The sequence below is a fragment of the Serratia sp. Tan611 genome, assembly GCF_905188235.1.
In the GTDB taxonomy this organism is placed as follows: Bacteria; Pseudomonadota; Gammaproteobacteria; order Enterobacterales; family Enterobacteriaceae; genus Serratia_B; species Serratia_B rhizosphaerae.
This window is the reverse complement of record NZ_LR994655.1, coordinates 4,246,332-4,266,029: the sequence shown is the minus strand read 5'-3', so window position 1 is coordinate 4,266,029 and position 19,698 is coordinate 4,246,332. Positions and strand designations below refer to the sequence as shown.

The 19,698-nt window shown below is 54.6% G+C and carries 19 protein-coding genes; 9 read left to right on the top strand and 10 right to left on the bottom strand.

Annotated features, from left to right (window positions below):
* The first annotated feature begins 68 nt into the window (after nt 1-68).
* Nucleotides 69-689 carry a TetR/AcrR family transcriptional regulator gene (locus TAN611_RS20095; protein ID WP_105232624.1) on the top strand — a complete coding sequence of 207 codons (621 nt, stop codon included), beginning with the start codon at nt 69-71 and terminating at the stop codon, nt 687-689.
* Nucleotides 682-1,128, top strand: a complete 447-nt coding sequence (locus TAN611_RS20090; RefSeq protein WP_145961089.1) for a hypothetical protein — start codon at nt 682-684, stop codon at nt 1,126-1,128. Before TAN611_RS20095 ends, TAN611_RS20090 begins: the two co-directional genes overlap by 8 nt.
* Here the strand turns inward: TAN611_RS20090 and TAN611_RS20085 are convergent.
* Nucleotides 1,125-1,904, bottom strand: a complete 780-nt coding sequence (locus TAN611_RS20085; protein ID WP_105232622.1) for a helix-turn-helix domain-containing protein — start codon at nt 1,902-1,904, stop codon at nt 1,125-1,127. The genes TAN611_RS20090 and TAN611_RS20085 overlap by 4 nt on opposite strands.
* 160 nt (nt 1,905-2,064) lie before the next feature.
* On the opposite strand from TAN611_RS20085, the gene TAN611_RS20080 reads away from it, so the two are divergent.
* Both TAN611_RS20080 and TAN611_RS20075 read left to right on the top strand, forming a co-directional pair.
* Nucleotides 2,065-3,312, top strand: a complete 1,248-nt coding sequence (locus TAN611_RS20080) for a CynX/NimT family MFS transporter (RefSeq protein ID WP_238404483.1) — start codon at nt 2,065-2,067, stop codon at nt 3,310-3,312.
* 107 nt (nt 3,313-3,419) lie between these two features.
* A complete protein-coding gene (locus TAN611_RS20075) occupies nt 3,420-3,806 on the top strand; it encodes a hypothetical protein (protein ID WP_145961090.1) in 387 nt (128 codons plus the stop codon).
* A gap of 151 nt (nt 3,807-3,957) precedes the next feature.
* Here the strand turns inward: TAN611_RS20075 and TAN611_RS20070 are convergent, their stop codons facing one another.
* The 9 genes from TAN611_RS20070 to TAN611_RS20030 form a co-directional block, all read right to left on the bottom strand.
* The gene (locus TAN611_RS20070; protein WP_203066936.1) at nt 3,958-4,590 is read right to left on the bottom strand and encodes a LuxR C-terminal-related transcriptional regulator; all 633 of its coding nucleotides are present in this window, start codon (nt 4,588-4,590) and stop codon (nt 3,958-3,960) included.
* Between the two features lie 124 nt (nt 4,591-4,714).
* Nucleotides 4,715-5,662: a hypothetical protein gene (locus tag TAN611_RS20065; protein ID WP_111736357.1), complete on the bottom strand. Its 948-nt coding sequence runs from the start codon at nt 5,660-5,662 to the stop codon at nt 4,715-4,717.
* A gap of 53 nt (nt 5,663-5,715) precedes the next feature.
* Nucleotides 5,716-6,288 (bottom strand): fimbrial protein, encoded by a 573-nt coding sequence (locus TAN611_RS20060; protein ID WP_203066935.1) that lies wholly within the window; start codon nt 6,286-6,288, stop codon nt 5,716-5,718.
* 20 nt (nt 6,289-6,308) lie between these two features.
* On the bottom strand, nt 6,309-6,782 hold the full coding sequence (locus tag TAN611_RS20055; RefSeq protein WP_158684849.1) for a fimbrial protein: 474 nt from the start codon (nt 6,780-6,782) through the stop codon (nt 6,309-6,311).
* A gap of 111 nt (nt 6,783-6,893) precedes the next feature.
* Complete coding sequence (locus TAN611_RS20050) at nt 6,894-7,625, bottom strand: molecular chaperone (RefSeq protein ID WP_111736359.1); 732 nt, start codon at nt 7,623-7,625, stop codon at nt 6,894-6,896.
* 46 nt (nt 7,626-7,671) lie between these two features.
* Nucleotides 7,672-10,188 (bottom strand): fimbria/pilus outer membrane usher protein, encoded by a 2,517-nt coding sequence (locus TAN611_RS20045; RefSeq protein WP_197950665.1) that lies wholly within the window; start codon nt 10,186-10,188, stop codon nt 7,672-7,674.
* A 125-nt stretch (nt 10,189-10,313) separates the two neighbouring features.
* On the bottom strand, nt 10,314-10,832 hold the full coding sequence (locus TAN611_RS20040) for a hypothetical protein (RefSeq protein WP_105232614.1): 519 nt from the start codon (nt 10,830-10,832) through the stop codon (nt 10,314-10,316).
* Nucleotides 10,833-10,890: 58 nt separating this feature from the next.
* Nucleotides 10,891-11,424, bottom strand: coding sequence for a fimbrial protein (locus tag TAN611_RS20035; RefSeq protein WP_203066934.1), 534 nt, complete (start codon nt 11,422-11,424; stop codon nt 10,891-10,893).
* 989 nt (nt 11,425-12,413) lie between these two features.
* Entirely contained in the window at nt 12,414-13,442 is a 1,029-nt protein-coding gene (locus TAN611_RS20030; RefSeq protein WP_111736362.1) for an NAD(P)-dependent alcohol dehydrogenase, read from the bottom strand.
* Nucleotides 13,443-13,546: 104 nt separating this feature from the next.
* Here TAN611_RS20030 and TAN611_RS20025 point away from each other — a divergent pair, with 104 nt between their 5' ends.
* From TAN611_RS20025 to TAN611_RS20005, 5 genes are all read left to right on the top strand, one after another.
* Nucleotides 13,547-14,461: a LysR family transcriptional regulator gene (locus TAN611_RS20025; RefSeq protein ID WP_203066933.1), complete on the top strand. Its 915-nt coding sequence runs from the start codon at nt 13,547-13,549 to the stop codon at nt 14,459-14,461.
* 113 nt (nt 14,462-14,574) lie between these two features.
* Nucleotides 14,575-15,483 (top strand): endonuclease/exonuclease/phosphatase family protein, encoded by a 909-nt coding sequence (locus tag TAN611_RS20020; RefSeq protein ID WP_105232610.1) that lies wholly within the window; start codon nt 14,575-14,577, stop codon nt 15,481-15,483.
* A gap of 659 nt (nt 15,484-16,142) precedes the next feature.
* Nucleotides 16,143-17,012, top strand: coding sequence for a hypothetical protein (locus TAN611_RS20015; protein WP_105233523.1), 870 nt, complete (start codon nt 16,143-16,145; stop codon nt 17,010-17,012).
* A gap of 35 nt (nt 17,013-17,047) precedes the next feature.
* Entirely contained in the window at nt 17,048-18,238 is a 1,191-nt protein-coding gene (locus TAN611_RS20010; protein WP_197950672.1) for a cysteine desulfurase family protein, read from the top strand.
* A 62-nt stretch (nt 18,239-18,300) separates the two neighbouring features.
* A complete protein-coding gene (locus tag TAN611_RS20005; protein WP_203066932.1) occupies nt 18,301-19,644 on the top strand; it encodes a pyridoxal phosphate-dependent aminotransferase in 1,344 nt (447 codons plus the stop codon).
* Nucleotides 19,645-19,698: the final 54 nt, after the last annotated feature.

The following is a 19,698-nucleotide window of genomic DNA, read 5'->3' as shown; positions in this document are numbered from 1 at the left end:
TCTCACGGTAACCTACCAATGGTAAGTTACTTTTAGTATATAGTGCCGTCGACAACAGGAGCCACCGTATGGCCACAGAGCCTGCACGCCGGCGTCTATCGCGGGAAGAGCGTCACGCCCAGCTGATAGACGTGGCATGGCGGATTATTCGTGAAGAAGGGACGGCAGCGCTGACCCTCGGTCATCTGGCGCAACAGGCCGGCGTCACCAAGCCGGTGGTCTACGACCATTTTACCAACCGTTCCGGTTTGTTCGCCATGTTGTACAAAGAGTTCGATCGCCGTCAGACGGCGCTGATGGATGATAATATCTGCCGGGCGGCACCGACGCTGGAACCGCGGGCGGCGGTGGTCGCCGCGTCCTATATCGAGTGCGTCCTGCAGCAGGGGCGTGAGATGCCCAGCGTGATGGCGGCGCTGACCGGCACGCCGGAGCTGGCGCAGATCCGGCAGGAATACGCCGCCGGCTTTACGGAAAAATGCCGTGCACTGTTTGCCCCATTCTGTGACGGTCAGCCGCTGCGCGACGCGGCGCTGCGGGGGATGCTCGGCGCTGCGGAAGGGTTGTCCGATGCCGTGGTGAACGGCGTGGTGAGCGAGCAGCAGGCCAAAGATGAGCTGTTTCAGGTGATTATCGCTATGGTGCAGCGTTGCTGCACTCTGGCTGAGGGAGGTGAGCGGGATGAATAAGTCGACAAAAGCTGCACTGGTGTGGGGAGGTCTGTGCGCCATCCTGCTCTATCGCACCTTGCCGGCGGGTGTGATGATGTCGTGGCAGGTTTTCCGGCAGTATGACATTCCGGTGATGCAACTGGTCGTCAGTGTGCTGATGCCGCTGCTGCCCGCGCTGGCGCCGCTGGGCTGCTTTCTCGCATTACGCACGACGGCGGCGGAGCGCTGGCTGGCGGTGGTTATCCTGCCGATGGTCGCCTGGTTGGCCAGCCATGTGATACTGATTGTACTGTTCTATTTTATCGCTGTGAAAAGCGGCAACGTACCGCCGTATTCCGAGGGGCTGTCGGCCATGATGCTGCGCATGCTGAATATCGGCTGGCTGAGCAGCATGCTGGTCGTCGCGTTGACGATTGCAGCCTGCGGCTACGCGTTCTGGCGTGAAAGCCGGCGCTAATCCTGCACCAGGTAACGCCCCGGCGTTTTACCTAACGCTTTTTTAAACATGGTGATAAAGGCGGTGGGGGAGTCGTAACCGAGTTCATAAGCGACGTTCTGTACCGATTCTCCCAGCACCAGCATCCGTACGGCGACCATCAGCTGCAGCTGATGGCGCCACTTGCCGAACGTCATGCCCGTTTCCCGCCGTATAAACCGCTCAAAGCTGCGGTCGCTCATCGCCATCTTCTGCGCCCACTCGTGCAGCGTACTGCGGCTGCCGGGCGCCAGCATGATTTCATCCGCCAGCTGTTTGATCTTGGCATTGCCGCTGATTGGCACATGCAGATGCCCGACCGGCATTTGCGCCAGTTCGTGCATCATCACCGCCGCCAGACGGCCGGTGGGGCTGTCGGTGACGTAGTCCGCCGGTAGTGTGGCGAAGTGTTTGATGATTTCACGCAGCATCGGGCTGATTTGCAGCGTACAGCACTCGTCCGGCATGCCGGGATAGTTTGGCTCGACGAACAGCAGATAAATATCTACATCGCCCATTGCCCGGTTGCTGTGCTCCATCCCGCCAGGGATCCAGACGGCGTGGCCGGTCGGCACCATCCAGTAGGCTTTGGCGACCTCGCACACCAGGCCGCCGCGCAGCGGCAGGATCAACTGGCCCTTGCGGTGATGATGAAACGGCATAGCCCGACGCGTTTCCGTGGCGGAGATGTGGAGCGCCACCGCCTGGCTGGTGTTGGTGTCAGGATCGAACTCTTCGTAGCTTTGCAGTAGCGACATGGTAAATGGCCAAATTTAGAGACTAATTGCAGTTATATAAATATCACCACTCATTATCAAAATTTTATAATACTTCTACTCCAGTTACAGGGCCTGTAATCCTAGCGATGCGTTACGCGAGCAAGACGTCATGCTGGAAATCAACTCAGCGAATAACATTATGAAATTATTATCCTTTCGTGTGAAAAAGTCCCATCTTCTGCTAGTGGGCATACTGCTGGTGGCCGCCAACCTGCGGGCGCCTTTCACCAGCTTGGCGCCGTTGCTGGACGCCATCCGCCTCGATTTTTCCCTGAGTGCGGTACAGGCGGGCTTGATACAAACCCTGCCGCTGCTGGCATTCGCGCTGTTTTCGCCGCTGGCCGGCAGCATTGCCGTTAAGTATGGCATTGAACGGGTGATTTTTGCGGCGCTGCTGCTGATTGCCGTCGGTATCGGTTACCGTTCTTACGGCGGTCTGTTCGGCGTGTATGGCGGCACGGTGCTGATCGGTCTGGGTATCGCCATGGGCAACGTATTGCTGCCCAGCCTGTTAAAACGCGATTTTCCCCAGCGGGTAGCGAGCATGACCGGATTGTACGCCCTGATTATGGGAGTTGGCGCCGCGTTAGGCTCGGCGGCCGTGGTGCCGCTGTCGCAGGTACCGGCGCTGGGCTGGAACGGCGCATTGTTCGCCATGCTGCTGTTCCCGCTGTTGGCGGTGGTGGTCTGGTTTCCTCAGCTTTCCCACGGCGCAGCGCGGCTGGCGCAGAGCGGTGGGGAGCCGCCGCAGCGGTCCGGCGGGGTATGGCGTGCCGCGCTGGCCTGGCAGGTGACGCTGTTCCTGGGGCTTAACTCGCTGATTTATTATGTGGTGGTCGCCTGGCTGCCGTCGATTTTACGTTATCAGGGCTTCAGTGCTGAGCAGGCGGGATCGCTGCACGGTGTCCTGCAGTTGGCGACTGCCGTCCCGGGGCTGTTTACCGGTCATTTGCTGGCGCGGATGAAGGACCAGCGGGCGATTGCCGTCACGGTATCGCTGCTGGCCGCTGCCGGTCTGTTGGGGCTGCTGGCGCTGCCTGCTTTCGCGACGCTGTGGGTGGTGTTATTCGGTATCGGTGCCGGCAGCACCATTATTCTGGGGCTGGCGTTTATCGGTCTGCGTTCCGGCACGCCGGCACAGGCCGCGGCGCTCTCCGGTATGGCGCAGTGCGTCGGTTACCTGCTGGCCGTCGGCGGGCCGCCCGGCGTCGGGCTGCTGTATGACGCCACCCACAGCTGGCATGGCCCGCTGTTGATCTGCGCGGCGCTGGCGCTGGTGATGGCGCTGGTGGGCTACCTGGCCGGGCGCGATCGCTGTTTGGCGCAGGCAGATACCACGGCAACGGCGTCGTTGAACGAAGGCTGTTTATCCGAAGAGGAAAGATAAATCGCGGCCATGACTCGGTGAAATAATATGCGGTGTGCTATGTTGGCAGGGCGGCCGTTGACTGACGCCGCTTAACTTTCTCGGAATACATCAGTCATGGAGGTTGTATGAGGAAATATGTTTTATTGACGTGTGCACTGTTATTACCGTTTTCTTCTCTGGCAATGTCTTCGGCTTCTTCATTGCAAAAAAACAAGGACGCGGCGGCGGCTTATTGCGATGCGCAATTTACAGTGGTAAAGAGTGCCTGGTCGGAGAGCAATGACGATGAAAATATTGCACGCTCTATCGCCCAGCTGGAACAGAAGGGTTATCAGTTAGCGGATTTTGGTATTGATAAGGAAGAATATACGCGTGACGTGAAAACGGCCATTGCCGGCGTGCGTGATAATAAGTCTGCCTATCATAATCAACAGGACGAGTTTAATCGCGCGCTGGTTTCGCAGATTGAAGCCTGTAAAGTACAAGCAGAGCATCGTTTAAACAGTAAATAATATCTTTTGCTTTCTCTGAGCGCGCGATACTATCGGGCGCTTTTTTTTCCTGGTTGTTATGTGTTATTGCACGCCTGTAATTACAGGTGGTATATCAGCTGATATAGATTTATCGGTTCGGTTAGAAAAATCCTTTTTATATTAGGCGCATTTAATATACGCCTATTAGTTCACCTTTTACCGGCAGTTCTTGAACGCCTTTCATTCTTTTGAAAATGTCACTGATATTTTTCAGCCCCAGTTTTGCTAACGCATTAAGTTTATGCGCGCTGATGGTTTTAGATTGAATGCCATAGCGTATTGTCAGCCTGTTACTGGAATCACCGCACAGCACATCAAGCAATATTTGGCTTTCACGGTAAGACAGCGTACCTTTCGGTGGTGATTTCCAGCTCAATTCCTCTTTCAGCGTATTGAAAATATAGTAGCTTAGCTGCTCCAGCGGCTGCCGTTTGCTGATAACCCCTTTGTAGTGTGGGTGGCTGCAGCAAAGTTGATGATAAAAATCAGTAGCTTGCTCCACCATCAGCCAAAGGTCGATGCTCAGCCTGCGGCAATGCTTCAGGCACTCTCTGATCAGGATAAAACTGTCCTGGATATTCGTCTGGCTGCCGACAGGTGAGAGCAGCAGCGTATCGACGTTGGTCGTCGCCAGAATATTTTCCAGTTCTGCTTTATTGCCGGCTTCCAGAATAGATTGCGGTATGGTTCCCTTGGCTAATAATAATTGCCTGACGGCTTGCCGGAAGTAACTGTTCTCATCAAAGATTAAGATCTTCTTCATCGTGGAATTTACTCCATATCATTAATTTAACAAACTGATAAATATGTCACGTCCTGTCTGTGACATACGGGAAACCACGCCGTGGTTTTACCACTGGCGTAGTCCTTTAATTCATGCTTTCCATTTAATCCAGATAGGCGATAATCCAGGCTGTACCTTTTATCGTTCCTTCACCGCTGAGATTGCTCAGTTCACTGGTGATACGGAAAGTTTTACTGGTATCGATATTTGTGGAGATTTCTCTCCCCTGCAATCCGCTGCTGGTATCGCTAATGGTCAATTTGCTGACGGCGCCAACGCTGCCATCTGTATGAAAGAGATTTAAATCTCCGTCGGCATTTTCTTGATAGTTGATGGTTATTGTCGTATTAACCGGGTTTAAGCAGGTATAGGTAAGATCGGCAAACGCTTTATCGTAAGTATTATCCGACGACAACATTCCGTGATCTAATTCTATCGCGTTTGGGTAGGCATTACAATACGCTGGTATGGTAATTTGACCGCCGGTTAATTTTATCGGAATAGTATATTTTGCCGGCTTGTAATTCCCAGGATCGGTGGTGTCAAATCGGCGTGAGTATCCCCCCAATTGAAAGGCTGGTATCGTAATTACCCCGTCAATGGTTTCCCTGTCCAAGTAAAAATCCAGCTTTATTGGAAAAGCATTGGTCAGAGAACTGGCGGGAGCGACATCATTCGGTGAATTCATATCACAAACAGTTGTAAGCCCGTCTCCCCAGTTTGATGTAGGCACGGTGGAGCTTACCTCTACCGAGAGGTTGTTGTTTATTTTGAAGCGCCCGGTCGCGGAGTCTTGCGGTAAGTCGATAAATATCCGTTGTTTGCCAAAGGAGTTATGCAAGTTGCGATCGCCGCAATGCACCGTACCGGTGACAGTCGTCGCATCGATAGTAAAGCTGGCGATATGTCCTAGTGTTACATTGCCCGTCGTGTCAATGGCCACGTTGGATGCAGAGTCAATGGCGGTAACATCGTAGGCGGCGCCGGCGGTGAAGCTGGCACCCAGCAGCAGGACGTGCGCAACGACGGCGCGAGGATTAAACAATGGCATAGATTGGTGACTCCAGCGAATTAACTGATTAGCGCTGCGCTTGTGCGCGGCCGTTACAAATAGTGCAAGATGACGTTGGCCGAGGCCTGAAAATACCCGCCTTCCAGCTCATTTTTATCGCCCTGAGCGACCAGTTGCGCCGTCAGAATCAATTTGGCATCTGCGATTCCATCACCCTGTTGGAGCCATTGGGAAACGGGCACCCATTGGTTCAGCGTGACGGGGTTGCTGTCGACAAGGATGGCGATGCCCAAATTTTCCTTCGAGGTTGCCAGTACATGGCCGCCCAGCGTCGAAATAACGCCATAACTAGTTGGTTTTACATAAATATTTAGTGTTTTGCTCGGGTTGTCTTTGACGCATGTAAACCATAAATTTACGTTTTTTGCCGCATTGGCGGTGCCCAGATCGGCGATAGGCACCTCACCGAAATCGACGGCTAACAGGTCGTCATGCAGTCCCTCTGTCCATTCCCCCATACCTGCCATGATGTAACATGCCGGTTTGACGAGTGTCGCTTTGACCGTAATCGGTACGTCTGCCAGGCAGCCGGCGCACCAGAAAAGCAGCCCGATGCCGTACCACCCGAGAGGATGCCTGATACGAGAATTGTCCTTTCCTGACATGCTGTTGCTCCTTGCCATCATCACAGATAGCTCATTTCAAACGTCACCGTGGCGCTGTAGTCCCCGGGATTGACGGCGTTGCGATCGACGGCCTGCGGGTAGACATCAAACAACAGCTCGTTGGTGCTGCCGATGCCCGTCTGGGTAATAACGCCCGCCTTGAACGGCACTTCCGGCACGATCGGCTGGCCGTCGGCATTATTCAGCCCCAGCACCAGACCGGTGCCGCCGTCGGTGGCGAGCATGGTCAGGCCGTCGATATTCACGGTCTGCGGGCTGTGAAACACCATTTGCACCTGTTTGTTCAGCGTCGCGGCGCTGCAGTCTTTGAAGCGTAGGGCGAAGCGGGTGGCCGGGCCGCGGCCGTAGTGCTGGAAATATTTGATCGACAGCAGCGGCAACTCGACGAGCTGCGCGTCCTCCGCCGAGTCGTGGATACACTGTTTCTCCAGCAGCGTGCCGCTGAATGTCAGATCGATTGGGTTTTTCGCCATTGCGTCCCCCATAGAACCGATAGCAGATAACAGCGCGATACATATTCCCAGATACCGGTTCATGGCCGGTCCTCCTTACACTCTTGCCGGGCGGGGATCCCGCCGCGATCGTTAACTGTTTTTCACCGTGCACTGTGCGGCGCTGCAGCTGAATGTCAGCGTAGGGCGGCCGCCGTAATCGTTGATATAGGTCAGATAAGGCGTGGCGTAGTGCTGGCCGGCGACCTTGACGCTGCTTTTCGGCGCGATCATCACCGATTTGAATTCGCCCTTGACGGACTGTTCTTTAGAGCCGCCCAGGCCGATAACCGTGATGTAGTACGGCGTCGGGTTTTCAACCCGGTAGCCGCCGCTTTCGGCGTGCAGCACCAGTTTTTCCTGCCAGACCGCGTTCGGCGCGGTGATGATCCCCTTCGGGCGGTAGAACAATTTGATCTTCGACTGCAGCGCGATCTGCAATACGTTGGGCTTATCGCTGCGCGGCGGCACTTCACGCAGGTTCACATAGAACAGTGACTCCCGGTCCTGCGGCAGTTGCTGTGCCAATGGCGTGGCGGAGATGCGCAGCATACTTTTGGCGCCCGGCTCCAGCCTTTGTACCGGCGGCGTCATCACCAGCGCGCCGGTGGTCATCTTTTTCTGCTGCTCATCTTCCAGCCAGGCCTGAGCCAGGTAAGGCAGATTTTTGTTTTCATTGCTGATGTTCAGGCTGATGGCCTTTTGATCGCCGTTAAACACCGCCCGGGTTCTGTCCAGAGCGACGGCGGCCTGCGCGTTAGCCGTGGTAAATAAAAGGCCGAGAATCAGGGTGATGCCGGCAACCTGTTTGTTCAGTGTTTGCATATTGACTTCTTTACTCCATGGGTTGACGGTAAAAACCGTAAATAAATTATTTGGTTACAGCGCCAGCGGCGGCAGTCCGCCGACAGGGCAGCAACAGGTTTTGCTCGTTAATGGCAGACGGCAGAACCGCCAGACACTGGACGCTGTCGTTCCAGACCAGGCTCAGCGTCTCTTTCGGCGTAATGCCGCTCAGCCAGGCGATGCCCGCGTCACCGACAATGCCGACTTCCTGGTTTTTGCTATTGCGCACCACGGCGCCAAATGGCGGCGAACCGCCGTCTGCCAGCCGGAAGGTGGCGAACGCCTTGCTGCCTTGCAGCAGGCCAAAGCGCTGGTAGCCGATGGCGCCGTCGGTCAGCGCGGTTTCCACCACGCTTTTCTTCGCTTCGACATCGTCAGCAAGCGTGCTGACATCGATGCGGGTGGTGGTGCGGTAGTAACTGTTGACGTCGCTCACCACGCCGATCCCCCAGGCGTTGCTGACCACGCGACCGCCGTTGATCGGTACGCCGCCGATGCCGTCGGTATCCACCATCAGCCGGGTGCTGCCGTTGTTGCCGCCGGCGTGCATCGCCACGCCGCGCGGCGTGGCGGTGATGCCGCCCGTGGCGCTGAGCCCCAGCGAACGGTACTGCGCGCCGTCGATCGCACCGTTGACGCTCAGCTTGCTGCGCGCGCCGTTATGGGTATACATACCGCTGACCTGGGCGCGTGATTCCTGGTTACCGCCGTGATCGACGCCGGCGTTGATGTTGTAGCTGTCCAGCCCCAGCCGGTCGTAATAGCCGATCCGGTGCCCGTATTGCCCCCGGTTGTAGCTGCTGTTGTAGCTGACGGTGCCGGTGCCCATCGGCAGCGACAGCATCAGGCTGAACCTGTTCTCATCTTGCCCGCGGTATTGACTGCGCATGGCCGTGGCGGTCAGCGAAGCGCTGCGCATTTTCAGCGCCGGCAGATCAAACGTGGTGCCGATATTGGCGCCATACTGTTTGGTGCTGCCGCGATCCCAGTAGGTCTGATGCTCGTAATTCAGCCCCAGAGAGACTTTGTCAAAGCTCTTGTTGACGTTGATCTGGTAGCGCTCTTTTTGGTGGTTAGGGTCGTAATCGAGACGGCGCTGGTCGAGAAACTGCTGCATGCTCATATAGTTCTTTTCCGAGAAGCGGTAGCCGGCGAAGGTGACGTCGGCTTTCATCTCGTCGAAGAATTTGGAGTAGCTCAGACGCCAGGACTTCCCCTGTTTCTTACTGTTATCGCGTACCTTGGCAACGGACTGGGTGACGTCGACGGCCACGGTGCCGAGCCCGAACAGATCGCGCCCGCTGCCCAGCGCCAGCGCTTGATAATCGGCGGAGAGCGTTGAGCCGCCGTACAGCGTCCAGATATTGGACAGCCCCCAGGAGGCTTCGCCCGAGGCAAACAGCTGCCCTTCCAGATCGTGTTCCCAGGTGGTGGGGCGGCCGACGATCGCCTGGTAGCGCAGCTGGCCCGGACGCGTCAGATAAGGCACCGCCGCGGTGGAGAGGCTGAAGGTGTGCTCTTCGCCGTCCTGCTCGGTGACTTTAACGTCCATCGTGCCGCGGATAGCGCTGTCCAGGTTCTGAATGCGGAACGGCCCGGCTGCGACGGTGGTTTCATAGATCACGCGATCCTGCTGCGTAACGGTCACTTTGGCGTTGGTTTTGGCGATGCCAATGATCTCCGGCGCGTAGCCACGCAGTCGCGGCGGCAGCATACGTTCGTCGCTGGCCATGGCGATGCCCGCATAGCGCCAGGAATCGAACATCGGCGAGTTGACGTAGTTTTCACCGATGGTCAGCGTTGAACTCAGGCTGGGAATCGGCCGATACAGATAGACGCGGCTAAAATCGAGGGTATGACGACTTTTTTGCTGCGAGCTGCTACGGCTGAAACGGCCCTGATAATCCCCGCGCAGGCGCCAGGCGCCCAGGTTCATGCCGAGCGTGCCGTTGGCGCTGAGGGTCTGCCGACGCCCCGAGTGACGGTTGCTGGTAAAGGTGCCGGTGATGTTGTAATCCAGCAGAAAACCGGGCAGGCCGTGATCCCAGCGGGAAGGCGGCAGCCAGGACGCGTCGGTATACTCCAGCAGCGCCTGAGGGACGTTGATATTCAGCGCCGCGCTGCCGAGGTTTGGCGTTAACGCCACTCCGGGCAGCGGGCTGAAATCCACGCACTGGCCGTTATGCCAGCGGGCCAGCTGTTGGGCTGCTTTGTCCGTTAATCCCAGGCGGTCGACAACCTCCTGCGGCAGACAGGCTTCAGGCTGTGCGGGGGAGGTGTTATTGTCTGATGGTGCGTAATCGCGTGGATAAAACGGAATATCCCCCTCATAACCGACGCTCTCACCGTTAATTCGCAGCGTCATATGATAAACGCCGGGCATAATATAGCCGGCCTGCGAAAAGCGGGAGAAATCAATATTCGCTCTATCTTCCAGATCTAATACGTCCGTATTAAACTCAACAGCGTTAGCTTCCCAACTTACCAAAACGGCAATGATGGCGGATGCTATGCGACTGATGATAAAACGTTGCTGAGACATAATTAATCATCCTGATTAAAAAGCGAAAATCGCGGGCGTTGTTAGCAGGGGAATAGCGGGATTCCGGTAGGCATTCACGATTTTCTGAAGCGGGCGTCACTCTTCCATTCAGCGCCCGGCCGGCGTTATTCGTAGCGCATGTTCAGCCCCAATATGGCGTAATAGGGTGGCGCTTTCGGCGTCAGTTCTACGCGGTAATCTGCGGTTGCCGGATGGGCACTGTTTTGCTCCGCTTTGCGATAATTGATCGGGTGATCTTCCCCGCTTTTTAGCGTTTTATTGTCCGCATCTTTAATAATAAAAATATTCCCTGATGCTGATTTGTTTTTGAAGTTGATTTTGATTGCTTTATCTTCACCGTACCCACTGTTTTGTCCCGGGAGCGCACAATGATCGAAACGAATAGATAAATGATAAATTAACGATCGTTGGCGGTTGTCTAATGGGCGCGGGTCTAAATCCAGCGATTGGGATGGGGTATCCAATGCAATGGTGCATCCTGCAGCCAATACGGTACCGCTGAGCGTTGCCCGCCCGCGCAGAGGCAGGAGGTAACCGTCATCCTGCCGGCTTAGCGCCAACACATCGGCATAACCGTTGGATGCGGCGAGCAACAGTACAAAACTTCCCAGCCAGCGTTGCATAGGATCCCCCTTTGAGATAGCCAGAGGGGAGACCGAGCCCTCCGGCTATACCTGACTATTATTTGTAGCTAATCAGGAAGTTGGTTGATGCGCTGAAGTCACCCGGGGTAACGTCAGTGGCGATGTCAGCTTTCTGAGCAACCGCGGTGTAAACCAGGGTGTTGTCGCCGTCAACCAGGCCGGCGATAGCCGCTGGGGTGCCGAGGGTAATGTTGTTGATACCGATGGCCAGACCGGTAGCCAGACCGTTGGTTTTCAGCAGGTTTTTACCGGCGATCTGGTCGGCACTGTTGAAGGTAATTTCAGCGGTTTTCTTGGAACCGTCATCGTTCGCCAGGCCGCAGTTCTGCAGTTTGAGTTCAAAAGTCTGAGCGGTGGTTACGTTTTTGTTCAGCTGAGACTGAGACAGCTGGCCGAAATCAACCTTAACGTCCATACCGTCCTGGCCTGGCGCCAGGTTACATGGGGCATCAACGACCTGGCCGTGGAACGTAACTTTACCGGAGTTACCTTCGTAAGAAGCAGCGTTTGCGCCGAAAGACAGGGTTGCTGCAGCCATCAGAGCAGCCAGAGAGACGTGTAATAATTTCATGTTTAACTTCCTTTTCCTTTTTATAAATGTGCTAACCGCGGCGGGTTGGCACTCCCACAGATAAATATCTCGCTGCCGGGCAGCGGCAATAGAGATATTTATTTGTGGCAGCGCATCAGCATGCATTCCTGGCTGATAGGCACAAATTCCCTGCGTCGTTTTTATAAACGCCGTTTTATACATTATCTAATTATCGACCGATGAATTAGATTTCTCCTAGATACCCATATGGTGATAGGGTTTTTTATCGTATTTGTCCTATGACTTATCTATCTTTATGTATTCATGATGTTTATTTATGTTTGTTTTTTGTTTTAATGTTGGGTGTTTTCATGTTTTCCGAATGAGCGAGATTATATTGGCTAAGATTTATCCTTGCAACTTTATGGCTTTTCACCTGTTTTGTTATCTGAACGTTTTTTTTCTTTGTGAAATAATTTTGTTTTTTCATTTTTCCTATATCTATTAGATGGTTGTGTGATCCATTTTTTTGACTTTCCAATATGATTATCCTCTTGGTTATTGTGCTATTTTTTGTATTTCTGCAGGCTTATAATTCTTTAATTTTATTGTTTTGTGGTTTTTTATTCTGCATTGTTGTTGTTTTATGCTTTTATATATTGTTATTTCTTATTTTATTGGTTTTTAAATTCATTATTAAAATAAAAAACATTTAATTTTATTTTGAATGAAATGTGATCTTTTGTTTGGTTATTTCTTAATTTTATTTATCTCATATTTCTATTAAGTATGATGTTTGGGATTCCTTACTCATTAAAAAGGAGTAGTTTGTGTAACGTGTTATTGTTAGTTGTATTATAAATTGGGAATTATCTTGGTTGTTGGATATGAAAGCCGCAGGCAGAGCTGCGGTTTCAGTGTTACGCTGACTTTTACCGATGACATATATTCAAGGATTAACCGCAGCGGTTTTTCTGAATTGGTCATGTTTAAGCACGCGGCCATCAGGGACGAAAAATACGGGCGCCCTACGCCACCTCACCAATGTTTACCACTACTTTACCGAAGGCGCCGCTTTCCACACGCGCCAGCGCCAGAGGCAATGCTTCCAGCGGGTACACGCTGTCGATAACCGGCGTGAGGCCGTTGGCGTCGAAGGCGGCGCACATTTCGCTCAACGCCCGGCGATGGCCGGTGCCGATGCCGTAAATCGCCAGATCCTTAAACAGAATCGGCTCCAGCGGCGACGACACGGTAAAGCCTTCCAGAGCGCCGATCAGATGGATTTTTCCGCCGATGGCGCACATCGCCGCCGCCTGTCCCAGGTGCGCGCCGCCCGCCAGCTCAAGAATGTGATCGACTCCCCGATCGGCGGTCAGTTGCAGGACGGCGTCGACCATGCCCTGCGCGTTACGATCGATAACCGCATCGGCTCCCAGCTGTTTTACCGCCGCCATTTTGCCGGCGCTGGTGGCGACAAGGGTTTTGGCGCCCAGCATGTTGGCGATTTGCAGACCAAACAGCGCTACGCCGCCGCTGCCTTCAATCAGCACGCTGTCTCCCGGCTGCAGGTTGCCGCGCTCCACCAGGGCAAACCAGGCGGTCAGCGCCGCGCAGGGCAGCGTGCTGGCGGCAGCGTGGCTGAGCGAGGCGGGTTTAGCCACCAGCCAGTCTGCTTTCATCGCCACATATTCCGCCAGTACGCCGGGGTAAAAGCCGCCCAGAGTGCGGTAAGCCAGCTCGCGCGCGTTGCCGGGGCGAGCGCCGTCGAGCCACTCCGGGGCAAAGACTGAGATGACCTCATCCCCCGGCGCGAAGCGGCTGACCTGGCTGCCGGCCGCCACCACGCGCCCCGAAAGGTCGGAGCCGGGAGTAAACGGAAAGCGCAGCGGTAAGCCGCGTCCGCTGTCGATCACCCAATTATCGCGGTGATTCAGGGCGACCGACATCACCTGCACCAGCACCTCGTCGTCTGCAGGGCGGGGCACTGCCGCCGTCTGCAGCGTCAGTGACTGGCGCCCGAAGCCGTTCATTTCCCAACGTCGCATAGTGTTCACAAGTTGTTTCCTCCTCTGATGATTGAGGCATTCATTGTGTCGCAGACAGAAAGGTGAATTAATACCCTATAATCCGCATGAACTGATGAATAAGGCACAGCAATATGAAAGGGGCCGATTACGCTGAACTGGCCGTCTTTATGGCGGTGGCTAAAGAGAGGAGTTTCCGTCGGGCGGCACAGCGGCTGGGGCTGTCGCCGTCGGCGGCGAGCCATGCGATCCGCGCGTTGGAACAGCGGCTGCACGTCAGGCTGTTTAACCGCACCACGCGCAGCGTCGCGCTGACGGAGGCCGGTTCACGGCTGATGGCGCAGCTGGAGCCGGCGATGGCGGCGCTGGAAAGTGCGGTGCAGGGGGCGGGAGAGACGCAGCTGACGCCGCGCGGTACGCTGCGCATCAGTATGCCGCGTCTGGCCGGGCATCTGGCGATCGTGCCGGCGATTGAACGCTTTATGGCGCGCTATCCGGATATCCGGCTGGAGATGCTGCTGGATGACAACCTGCAGGATATTGTCGCTGCGGGATTCGATGCCGGCATCCGTTCGGGCGACCGGGTGCCGAGGGATATGATCGCGGTCAGGCTGACGGCGGATCTGCAGATGGTGGTGGTGGCCGCGCCGGGCTGTTTTCAGACCCAGCCGCCGCCGGCGACGCCGGAGGAGATTGTTCGCCACCGCTGCATCAACTACCGCTGGAGTGGCAACGGCGCTCAGTATCGCTGGCGTCTCAGTCGCGCCGGCGAGCACGTCGAGGTGGACATTGACCCCGCCCTGACGGCCAACGATATCGATCTGCTGCTGGCTGCCGCCGAGCAGGGCGCGGGGCTGGCGTTACTGGAGGCGCAGTGCGTGGCGCCGGCGCTGCACCGGGGCACGCTGGTGCGGGTGCTGCCGCAGTGGTGTAAATCGGTCGCGGGGTTTCACCTGTACTACCCGCGTAATGGGTTTATGACGCCGCAGATGCGGGCGTTTGTTGATTTTATGCGGCTGGATACGGCCGCAGAAACGCGGCAAGAGTAATGCGTATCACAAAACAAAAAGACGTAGCGTGGTATATAGAGTGGAAAATCATCGCCTTTCTGAAGGTGGGCATTAACGGAATGTGATGTTGATATAACAACAAGGAGCGTAGTATGAGAACGATAATCAGCGCAGCGGTCGCATTGGGTTTACTCGGCGGCTCACTGCCGGTCTGTGCCGCGCAGACGTTGGAGCAGCAACAGCAGCTGAAAATTATCAGCTATAACGCCTACTGGGGGATGAAGTCCGACACCTCGAAGGGGAAACAGAAGTTTGCCGAATGGGCCAGGCAGCAGGATGCCGATATTATCGCCTGGCAGGAGATGAACCACTTTACCCGCGAGACGCTGGAAGCCTTCGCCCAGAGCTACGGGCACCGCTATGCGGTGCTGCTGAAAGAGCCGAAGGTGGCGGGCGACGATGAATTTTTCCCGACGGCGATCACCGCCAAATACCCGATCGTCAACGTACGCAAGGTGGTGGATAACCTCTGGCACGGCGCGCTGTTTGCTGATGTGGGTCACTATCACTTTGTGGTCACCCATATGAACCCGTTCCGCACCTCACAGCGGATTGATGAGATGAACCTGATTCTGGATTCCATCAAATACGGTGCGGACCCGAACGGAAAGTGGATTATCGCCGGCGACCTCAACGCCTTCTCACCGCTGGATAAAAGCGGCTATAACGAGAGCGAGATGGTGAAGGATTTGCAGGACAAAGAGGCCAAACGGCCGGTGCTGCAAAACCTGGTGAACGGCAAAATGGACTACACCGTGCAGCAAAATATCCTGTCGCGCGGCTTTATTGACGTGCTGAAGCAGAAGTATCCGGATACGTTCATCGCCACCGCGCCGACGAAAATTTTCTATGACCAGGCCAAGACGCCGCTGCGCTATGACTACATTTACGTCTCCCCGGCGTTGAAGAACGACGTGGCGGAGGTAAAAGTGCTGCGCGATGCGTTTACCGACCAATATTCAGATCACTATCCGGTGCAGATGATCATTAACAACCGCTAAGCGGCCTGCCCTGAAACGCCTGAAGAGCGGCGTTTGTAGTGAGCGGGCGAAGTTATCGCCCGCTGTTTGCGTTCTGTATGCCGAATGTATTTATGCCCCGTCGGAATTGGTTTACCCGTCTTGCCGTGCGTCTTCATTATCTCCCCATTCCTGATCTATCCGACGGCGATCTTTCCGTATTTATGGATAGAAGATCGTTAAAGATATAAAAATTACGAATATTCCTAATAAAAGGGTAAAAAACAATCGCTATGCGGTGAGTGTTAATCTAACTAACGGTTTTATTTGATTTTTTGTGAGTTAAAAAATTTGTAGACCCAATGAATTTATTACGCATTTAATTTGGCCTTGATCACATATTTTTAAGAGTCATTTTTTATTTTTTTAATATCCCCTTGGCTTTCAAATGGTTAATGATATTAGATTCCATAAGATTAAACCTGTTGACCTTCCACTAGGGGGAAGGTTTACGTTGGCGCGTAGAAAGGGAAGCTAAAACTTACATTCGCTATGCGATATGTATGTCAATGATATATCTGTCATTTACTATTTGGTATGTGAATGAAAATCATTGTTTTGATATGGATTTTATATTATTCGTCAGCGGCAATATGCTTGCTGTCTCAGGGTTTGTCGTTAAATTTATTAAGGGCAAGGTAATGAAAATGAACGATCTTACATTAAGTGATTTAGAAGATAAGATCCTTGGTGTTATTCATCGTGAAGTTAATCACTATACGCCGAAAATACCGGCATTTTATCTCGAAGGCGGCCATTACGATCCCCGCTACCCTGTTAATGAGTTCGCAAAAAAATCATTGCATCATGCTTTAGATATCGCCAGTAATGCGATCGTCAATCATAAAAAGAATTTGAAGATCTCTCTTGGTATTTTAATCGACGACCTTGGGCTGCAATGCGGCGCCGAGTCATGTGAAATACTCCCGACGCAGTTAAATAATACGGATGATGCGGAGGAAAGCGGGGAGTTACCCAAGGAATTGGACGCTATTTTGGCGCAGTCTAAAATCGTCAAGCGGGAACGGATGATGATACAGGGTGAAAGAACCTGTAAAAACCGCGGCATACAGACGCTAAGGCGTATTCTCGATCTTCATCGAACCACGCCGTTGCCTGAACTGGAGATAGAAGAGGCGGAATCGCTGACGAAAATCTTTTTTGTTAATCAGGAAGGGCAGCGCGTACTGCTTGCCGAGTCGAAATCAAAAGACGTATGGACGGCAAAGTGCCCGGTGATCATGGCCCAGCACTACAGCGACGTTTATGACCGCGTGGCAAAACTGCATCCGCAGGCCCACGCGCTGCATATTATCGATTTTTCGGAAACCGATGACTACAACAAAGTGATCAACGGCGCAGACGTGGCGATGAAGCTGTTTCTGCGTAATGAGCGCATCGGCGACAGAGCGGTGAAAATTACCAACATCTTCCTTTCATCGTTTGATGACGACGATTACATCATCCACTCGACGTCTCACTGCGCCGAACGGCTGGCGGCAGAAGCGTGATCGTTTCACCCGATAATCAATAAAAGGAAACGTCGATGTCTGTAAACAAACCACACCCACAGAATATGCCGCTGTATCTCGATTACAACGCGACCACGCCCTGCGATGAGTTAGTCCTGGCGGAAATGCTGCCGTTTTTTTGTCATCACTTTGGCAACGCCGCCAGTATTTCCAGCCAGCAGGGGTTTAAAGCGCACTTGGCGGTCGAGCGCAGCCGTGAGCAGATTGCGAAATTGCTTCATGCGCGGGCGAACGAGATTATTTTTACCTCCGGCGCCACCGAAAGTAATAATCTGGGGCTGCGCGGCGCGTATGCGGCCTGCAAATCCCGTGGCAATCATATTATTTCCTCCTCGATAGAACATCCTGCAACGCTGGCAACCCTGAAGGATCTGGAGCGTGAAGGCGCCCGGGTGTCTTTAATCAAGCCTTTGCAGGATGGCCGTTTCGACCTCGCTGCGCTCGAGGCATTGATTACGCCGGAAACCATCCTGATCGGCGTGATGTACGCCAATAATGAGCTGGGGGTAATTAACCCGATAGCAGACATTGCCGCCATCGCCGAACGGCACAACATTCTCTTTATGTCAGATGCGACGCAGGCCGCGGGCAAAATCCCGATCGATGTGCAGCAGTGCCCGATCGATATTCTTACCTGTTCCGCGCACAAGATATACGGGCCGAAAGGGATCGGCGCGTTATATCTGCGGCGGAAAAACGGCAAAAAAATTGTCGACCTTCATCCGCAGATTACCGGCGGCAATAGCGAGCAGGGTATTCGGGGCGGCACGCTGAATGTGCCGGGCATCGTCGGGTTTGGCAAGGCGGCGGAACTGGCGGCCGAGCGTCTGCCGCAGGCGATGGCAAAGGCGCAGTCCCAGCGTGACCGGCTGGAAAGGGCGCTGGCGCAGTGGGAGAACGTCCAGATAAACGGGGGAAGCTCTCCCCGTCTGCCCCACGTCTCGAATATCTCTTTCAAACAGGTGGACGGCGCCAGGCTGCTTAATCTTCTGAAAAAGAGCGTTTCGGTCAGTACCGGATCGGCCTGTTCATCCAGCAGCCTGTCACCCAGCCATGTGCTGACCGCGCTGGGGCTGTCAGAAGAGCTGGCTCAGGCTACCCTGCGCTTCAGTCTGGGCTGGCCGACCAGGGACGAGGATATCGACGTCGCTCTGGCGGCGGTTAATCAGGCGCTGCGCATGCTGTCGTCAGCCTATGCCGATTAATTCCACACTCCCGTATCAGGCAATAAGAGTCATTGGTTGTCACGAGTATAAAGGTCATATCTATGAATGAGATATTAAGCCAACCCGCGAATATTGACGATGTCGCCGGCGGGCAGGGGCTGTGCGAAGCGTCCGCCGGGCGCCTGTCGCGTCTGGCGCTGGAGCTGGACTATTCCGGCATTATCAAGCTGGCGTCCTATGTGCAGCGGCAGATTGACGACGGCCGGCCGATCTGCGACCTGATTATCGGCGATTTTGACCCCGCGCGCTTCCCGCTGCCCGGCGTCTTGCGTCAGGCCATTTATCAGGCCTACGCGGATAATCAGCATGATTACCCGCCGTTAGAAGGCGTACTGCCGCTGCGTGAGGCGATCGCCGGCCTGACCAAACGCTGTTTCCAGGTCGATTATGATCCCGACAGTGAAATTATTATTTCCGGCGGCGCGCGTCCTTTACTGTATCTGGCGCTGTTGGCGGTGGCCGATCCCGGCGACACGGTGATTTATCCCGCGCCCTCCTGGAACAATATGTACTATGCGACCCTGTGCGGCGCTCGGGGCGTGGCGGTGGAAACCACGGCGGAAAATCAGTTCCTGCCGACGGCGCAGGATTTTGCGCCCCATATACAGGATGCGCGGGCGATCGCCCTGTGTTCGCCGCAAAACCCGGTGGGGACGATGTTCTCCCGGCAGGCGCTGGAGGAGATTTGCGATCTGGTGGTGGCGGAAAACCGACGGCGCCGCGGCCGGCAGAAGCCGCTGTACATGGTGTTTGACCAGGTCTACTGGATGCTGACCTATCAGACGTTGCCGCATTATCAGCCGGCGCAGCTCAGGCCCGAGTTAAAAGAGTATACGATCGTGGTCGACGGCGGTTCCAAGGCCTTCGCCGCGACGGGGCTGCGCGTGGGGTGGGGAATGGGGCCGGCGGACGTCATTGATAAAATGAAATTAATGATTGAGCATATCGGCGCCATTGCACCAAAGGCGGAACAATTGGCCATGGCGGCATTGTTGCATAATCACGCGCTGTTGCAGGATCACCTGGCAACGTTTAAACCCCGGATATTTAACTCTCTGCAGTTACTGCATGGCGGCATGCAACGGATGAAAGAGGAAGGGCTGCCGGTAGACGCTATGGCGCCGATGGGGGGCATTTATCTGTCGATGCAGTTTAATCTGGCGGGCCGGGTTACGCCTGCAGGTCAGGTACTGCGCACGCCCGAGGATGTGAGCCGGTATCTTATCGACCATGCGGGCCTGGCGGTTGTGCCTTTTAGCTATTTTGGCATGACGCGCGCCGAATGGTGGTTCAGGGCTGCAGTATGCGCCGTGCTGCCGGAACAGATAGAAAACGCTTTGCCCAGAGTCAGAGATGCTATTATTGCCTTGAGAAACGCGCAGTAGCTGCGGGAATAACGCCCGCTGACGTTTAATCCATTCAATAATATGGGCCGCAGT

Excerpts from the sequence above, each read along its gene's own strand:
- TAN611_RS20035 (WP_203066934.1), bottom strand. The coding sequence starts at position 11,424 with ATGAAATTATTACACGTCTCTCTGGCTGCTCTGATGGCTGCAGCAACC.
- TAN611_RS20075 (WP_145961090.1), top strand. The coding sequence starts at position 3,420 with ATGAGGAAATATGTTTTATTGACGTGTGCACTGTTATTACCGTTTTCT.
- TAN611_RS20025 (WP_203066933.1), top strand. The coding sequence starts at position 13,547 with ATGAAAGGGGCCGATTACGCTGAACTGGCCGTCTTTATGGCGGTGGCT.
- TAN611_RS20015 (WP_105233523.1), top strand. The coding sequence starts at position 16,143 with ATGAAAATGAACGATCTTACATTAAGTGATTTAGAAGATAAGATCCTT.
- TAN611_RS20070 (WP_203066936.1), bottom strand. The coding sequence starts at position 4,590 with ATGAAGAAGATCTTAATCTTTGATGAGAACAGTTACTTCCGGCAAGCC.
- TAN611_RS20010 (WP_197950672.1), top strand. The coding sequence starts at position 17,048 with ATGTCTGTAAACAAACCACACCCACAGAATATGCCGCTGTATCTCGAT.
- TAN611_RS20095 (WP_105232624.1), top strand. The coding sequence starts at position 69 with ATGGCCACAGAGCCTGCACGCCGGCGTCTATCGCGGGAAGAGCGTCAC.
- TAN611_RS20060 (WP_203066935.1), bottom strand. The coding sequence starts at position 6,288 with ATGTCAGGAAAGGACAATTCTCGTATCAGGCATCCTCTCGGGTGGTAC.
- TAN611_RS20055 (WP_158684849.1), bottom strand. The coding sequence starts at position 6,782 with ATGGCGAAAAACCCAATCGATCTGACATTCAGCGGCACGCTGCTGGAG.
- TAN611_RS20045 (WP_197950665.1), bottom strand. The coding sequence starts at position 10,188 with ATGTCTCAGCAACGTTTTATCATCAGTCGCATAGCATCCGCCATCATT.
- TAN611_RS20050 (WP_111736359.1), bottom strand. The coding sequence starts at position 7,625 with ATGCAAACACTGAACAAACAGGTTGCCGGCATCACCCTGATTCTCGGC.
- TAN611_RS20085 (WP_105232622.1), bottom strand. The coding sequence starts at position 1,904 with ATGTCGCTACTGCAAAGCTACGAAGAGTTCGATCCTGACACCAACACC.
- TAN611_RS20040 (WP_105232614.1), bottom strand. The coding sequence starts at position 10,832 with ATGCAACGCTGGCTGGGAAGTTTTGTACTGTTGCTCGCCGCATCCAAC.
- TAN611_RS20020 (WP_105232610.1), top strand. The coding sequence starts at position 14,575 with ATGAGAACGATAATCAGCGCAGCGGTCGCATTGGGTTTACTCGGCGGC.
- TAN611_RS20090 (WP_145961089.1), top strand. The coding sequence starts at position 682 with ATGAATAAGTCGACAAAAGCTGCACTGGTGTGGGGAGGTCTGTGCGCC.
- TAN611_RS20005 (WP_203066932.1), top strand. The coding sequence starts at position 18,301 with ATGAATGAGATATTAAGCCAACCCGCGAATATTGACGATGTCGCCGGC.
- TAN611_RS20065 (WP_111736357.1), bottom strand. The coding sequence starts at position 5,662 with ATGCCATTGTTTAATCCTCGCGCCGTCGTTGCGCACGTCCTGCTGCTG.
- TAN611_RS20080 (WP_238404483.1), top strand. The coding sequence starts at position 2,065 with ATGAAATTATTATCCTTTCGTGTGAAAAAGTCCCATCTTCTGCTAGTG.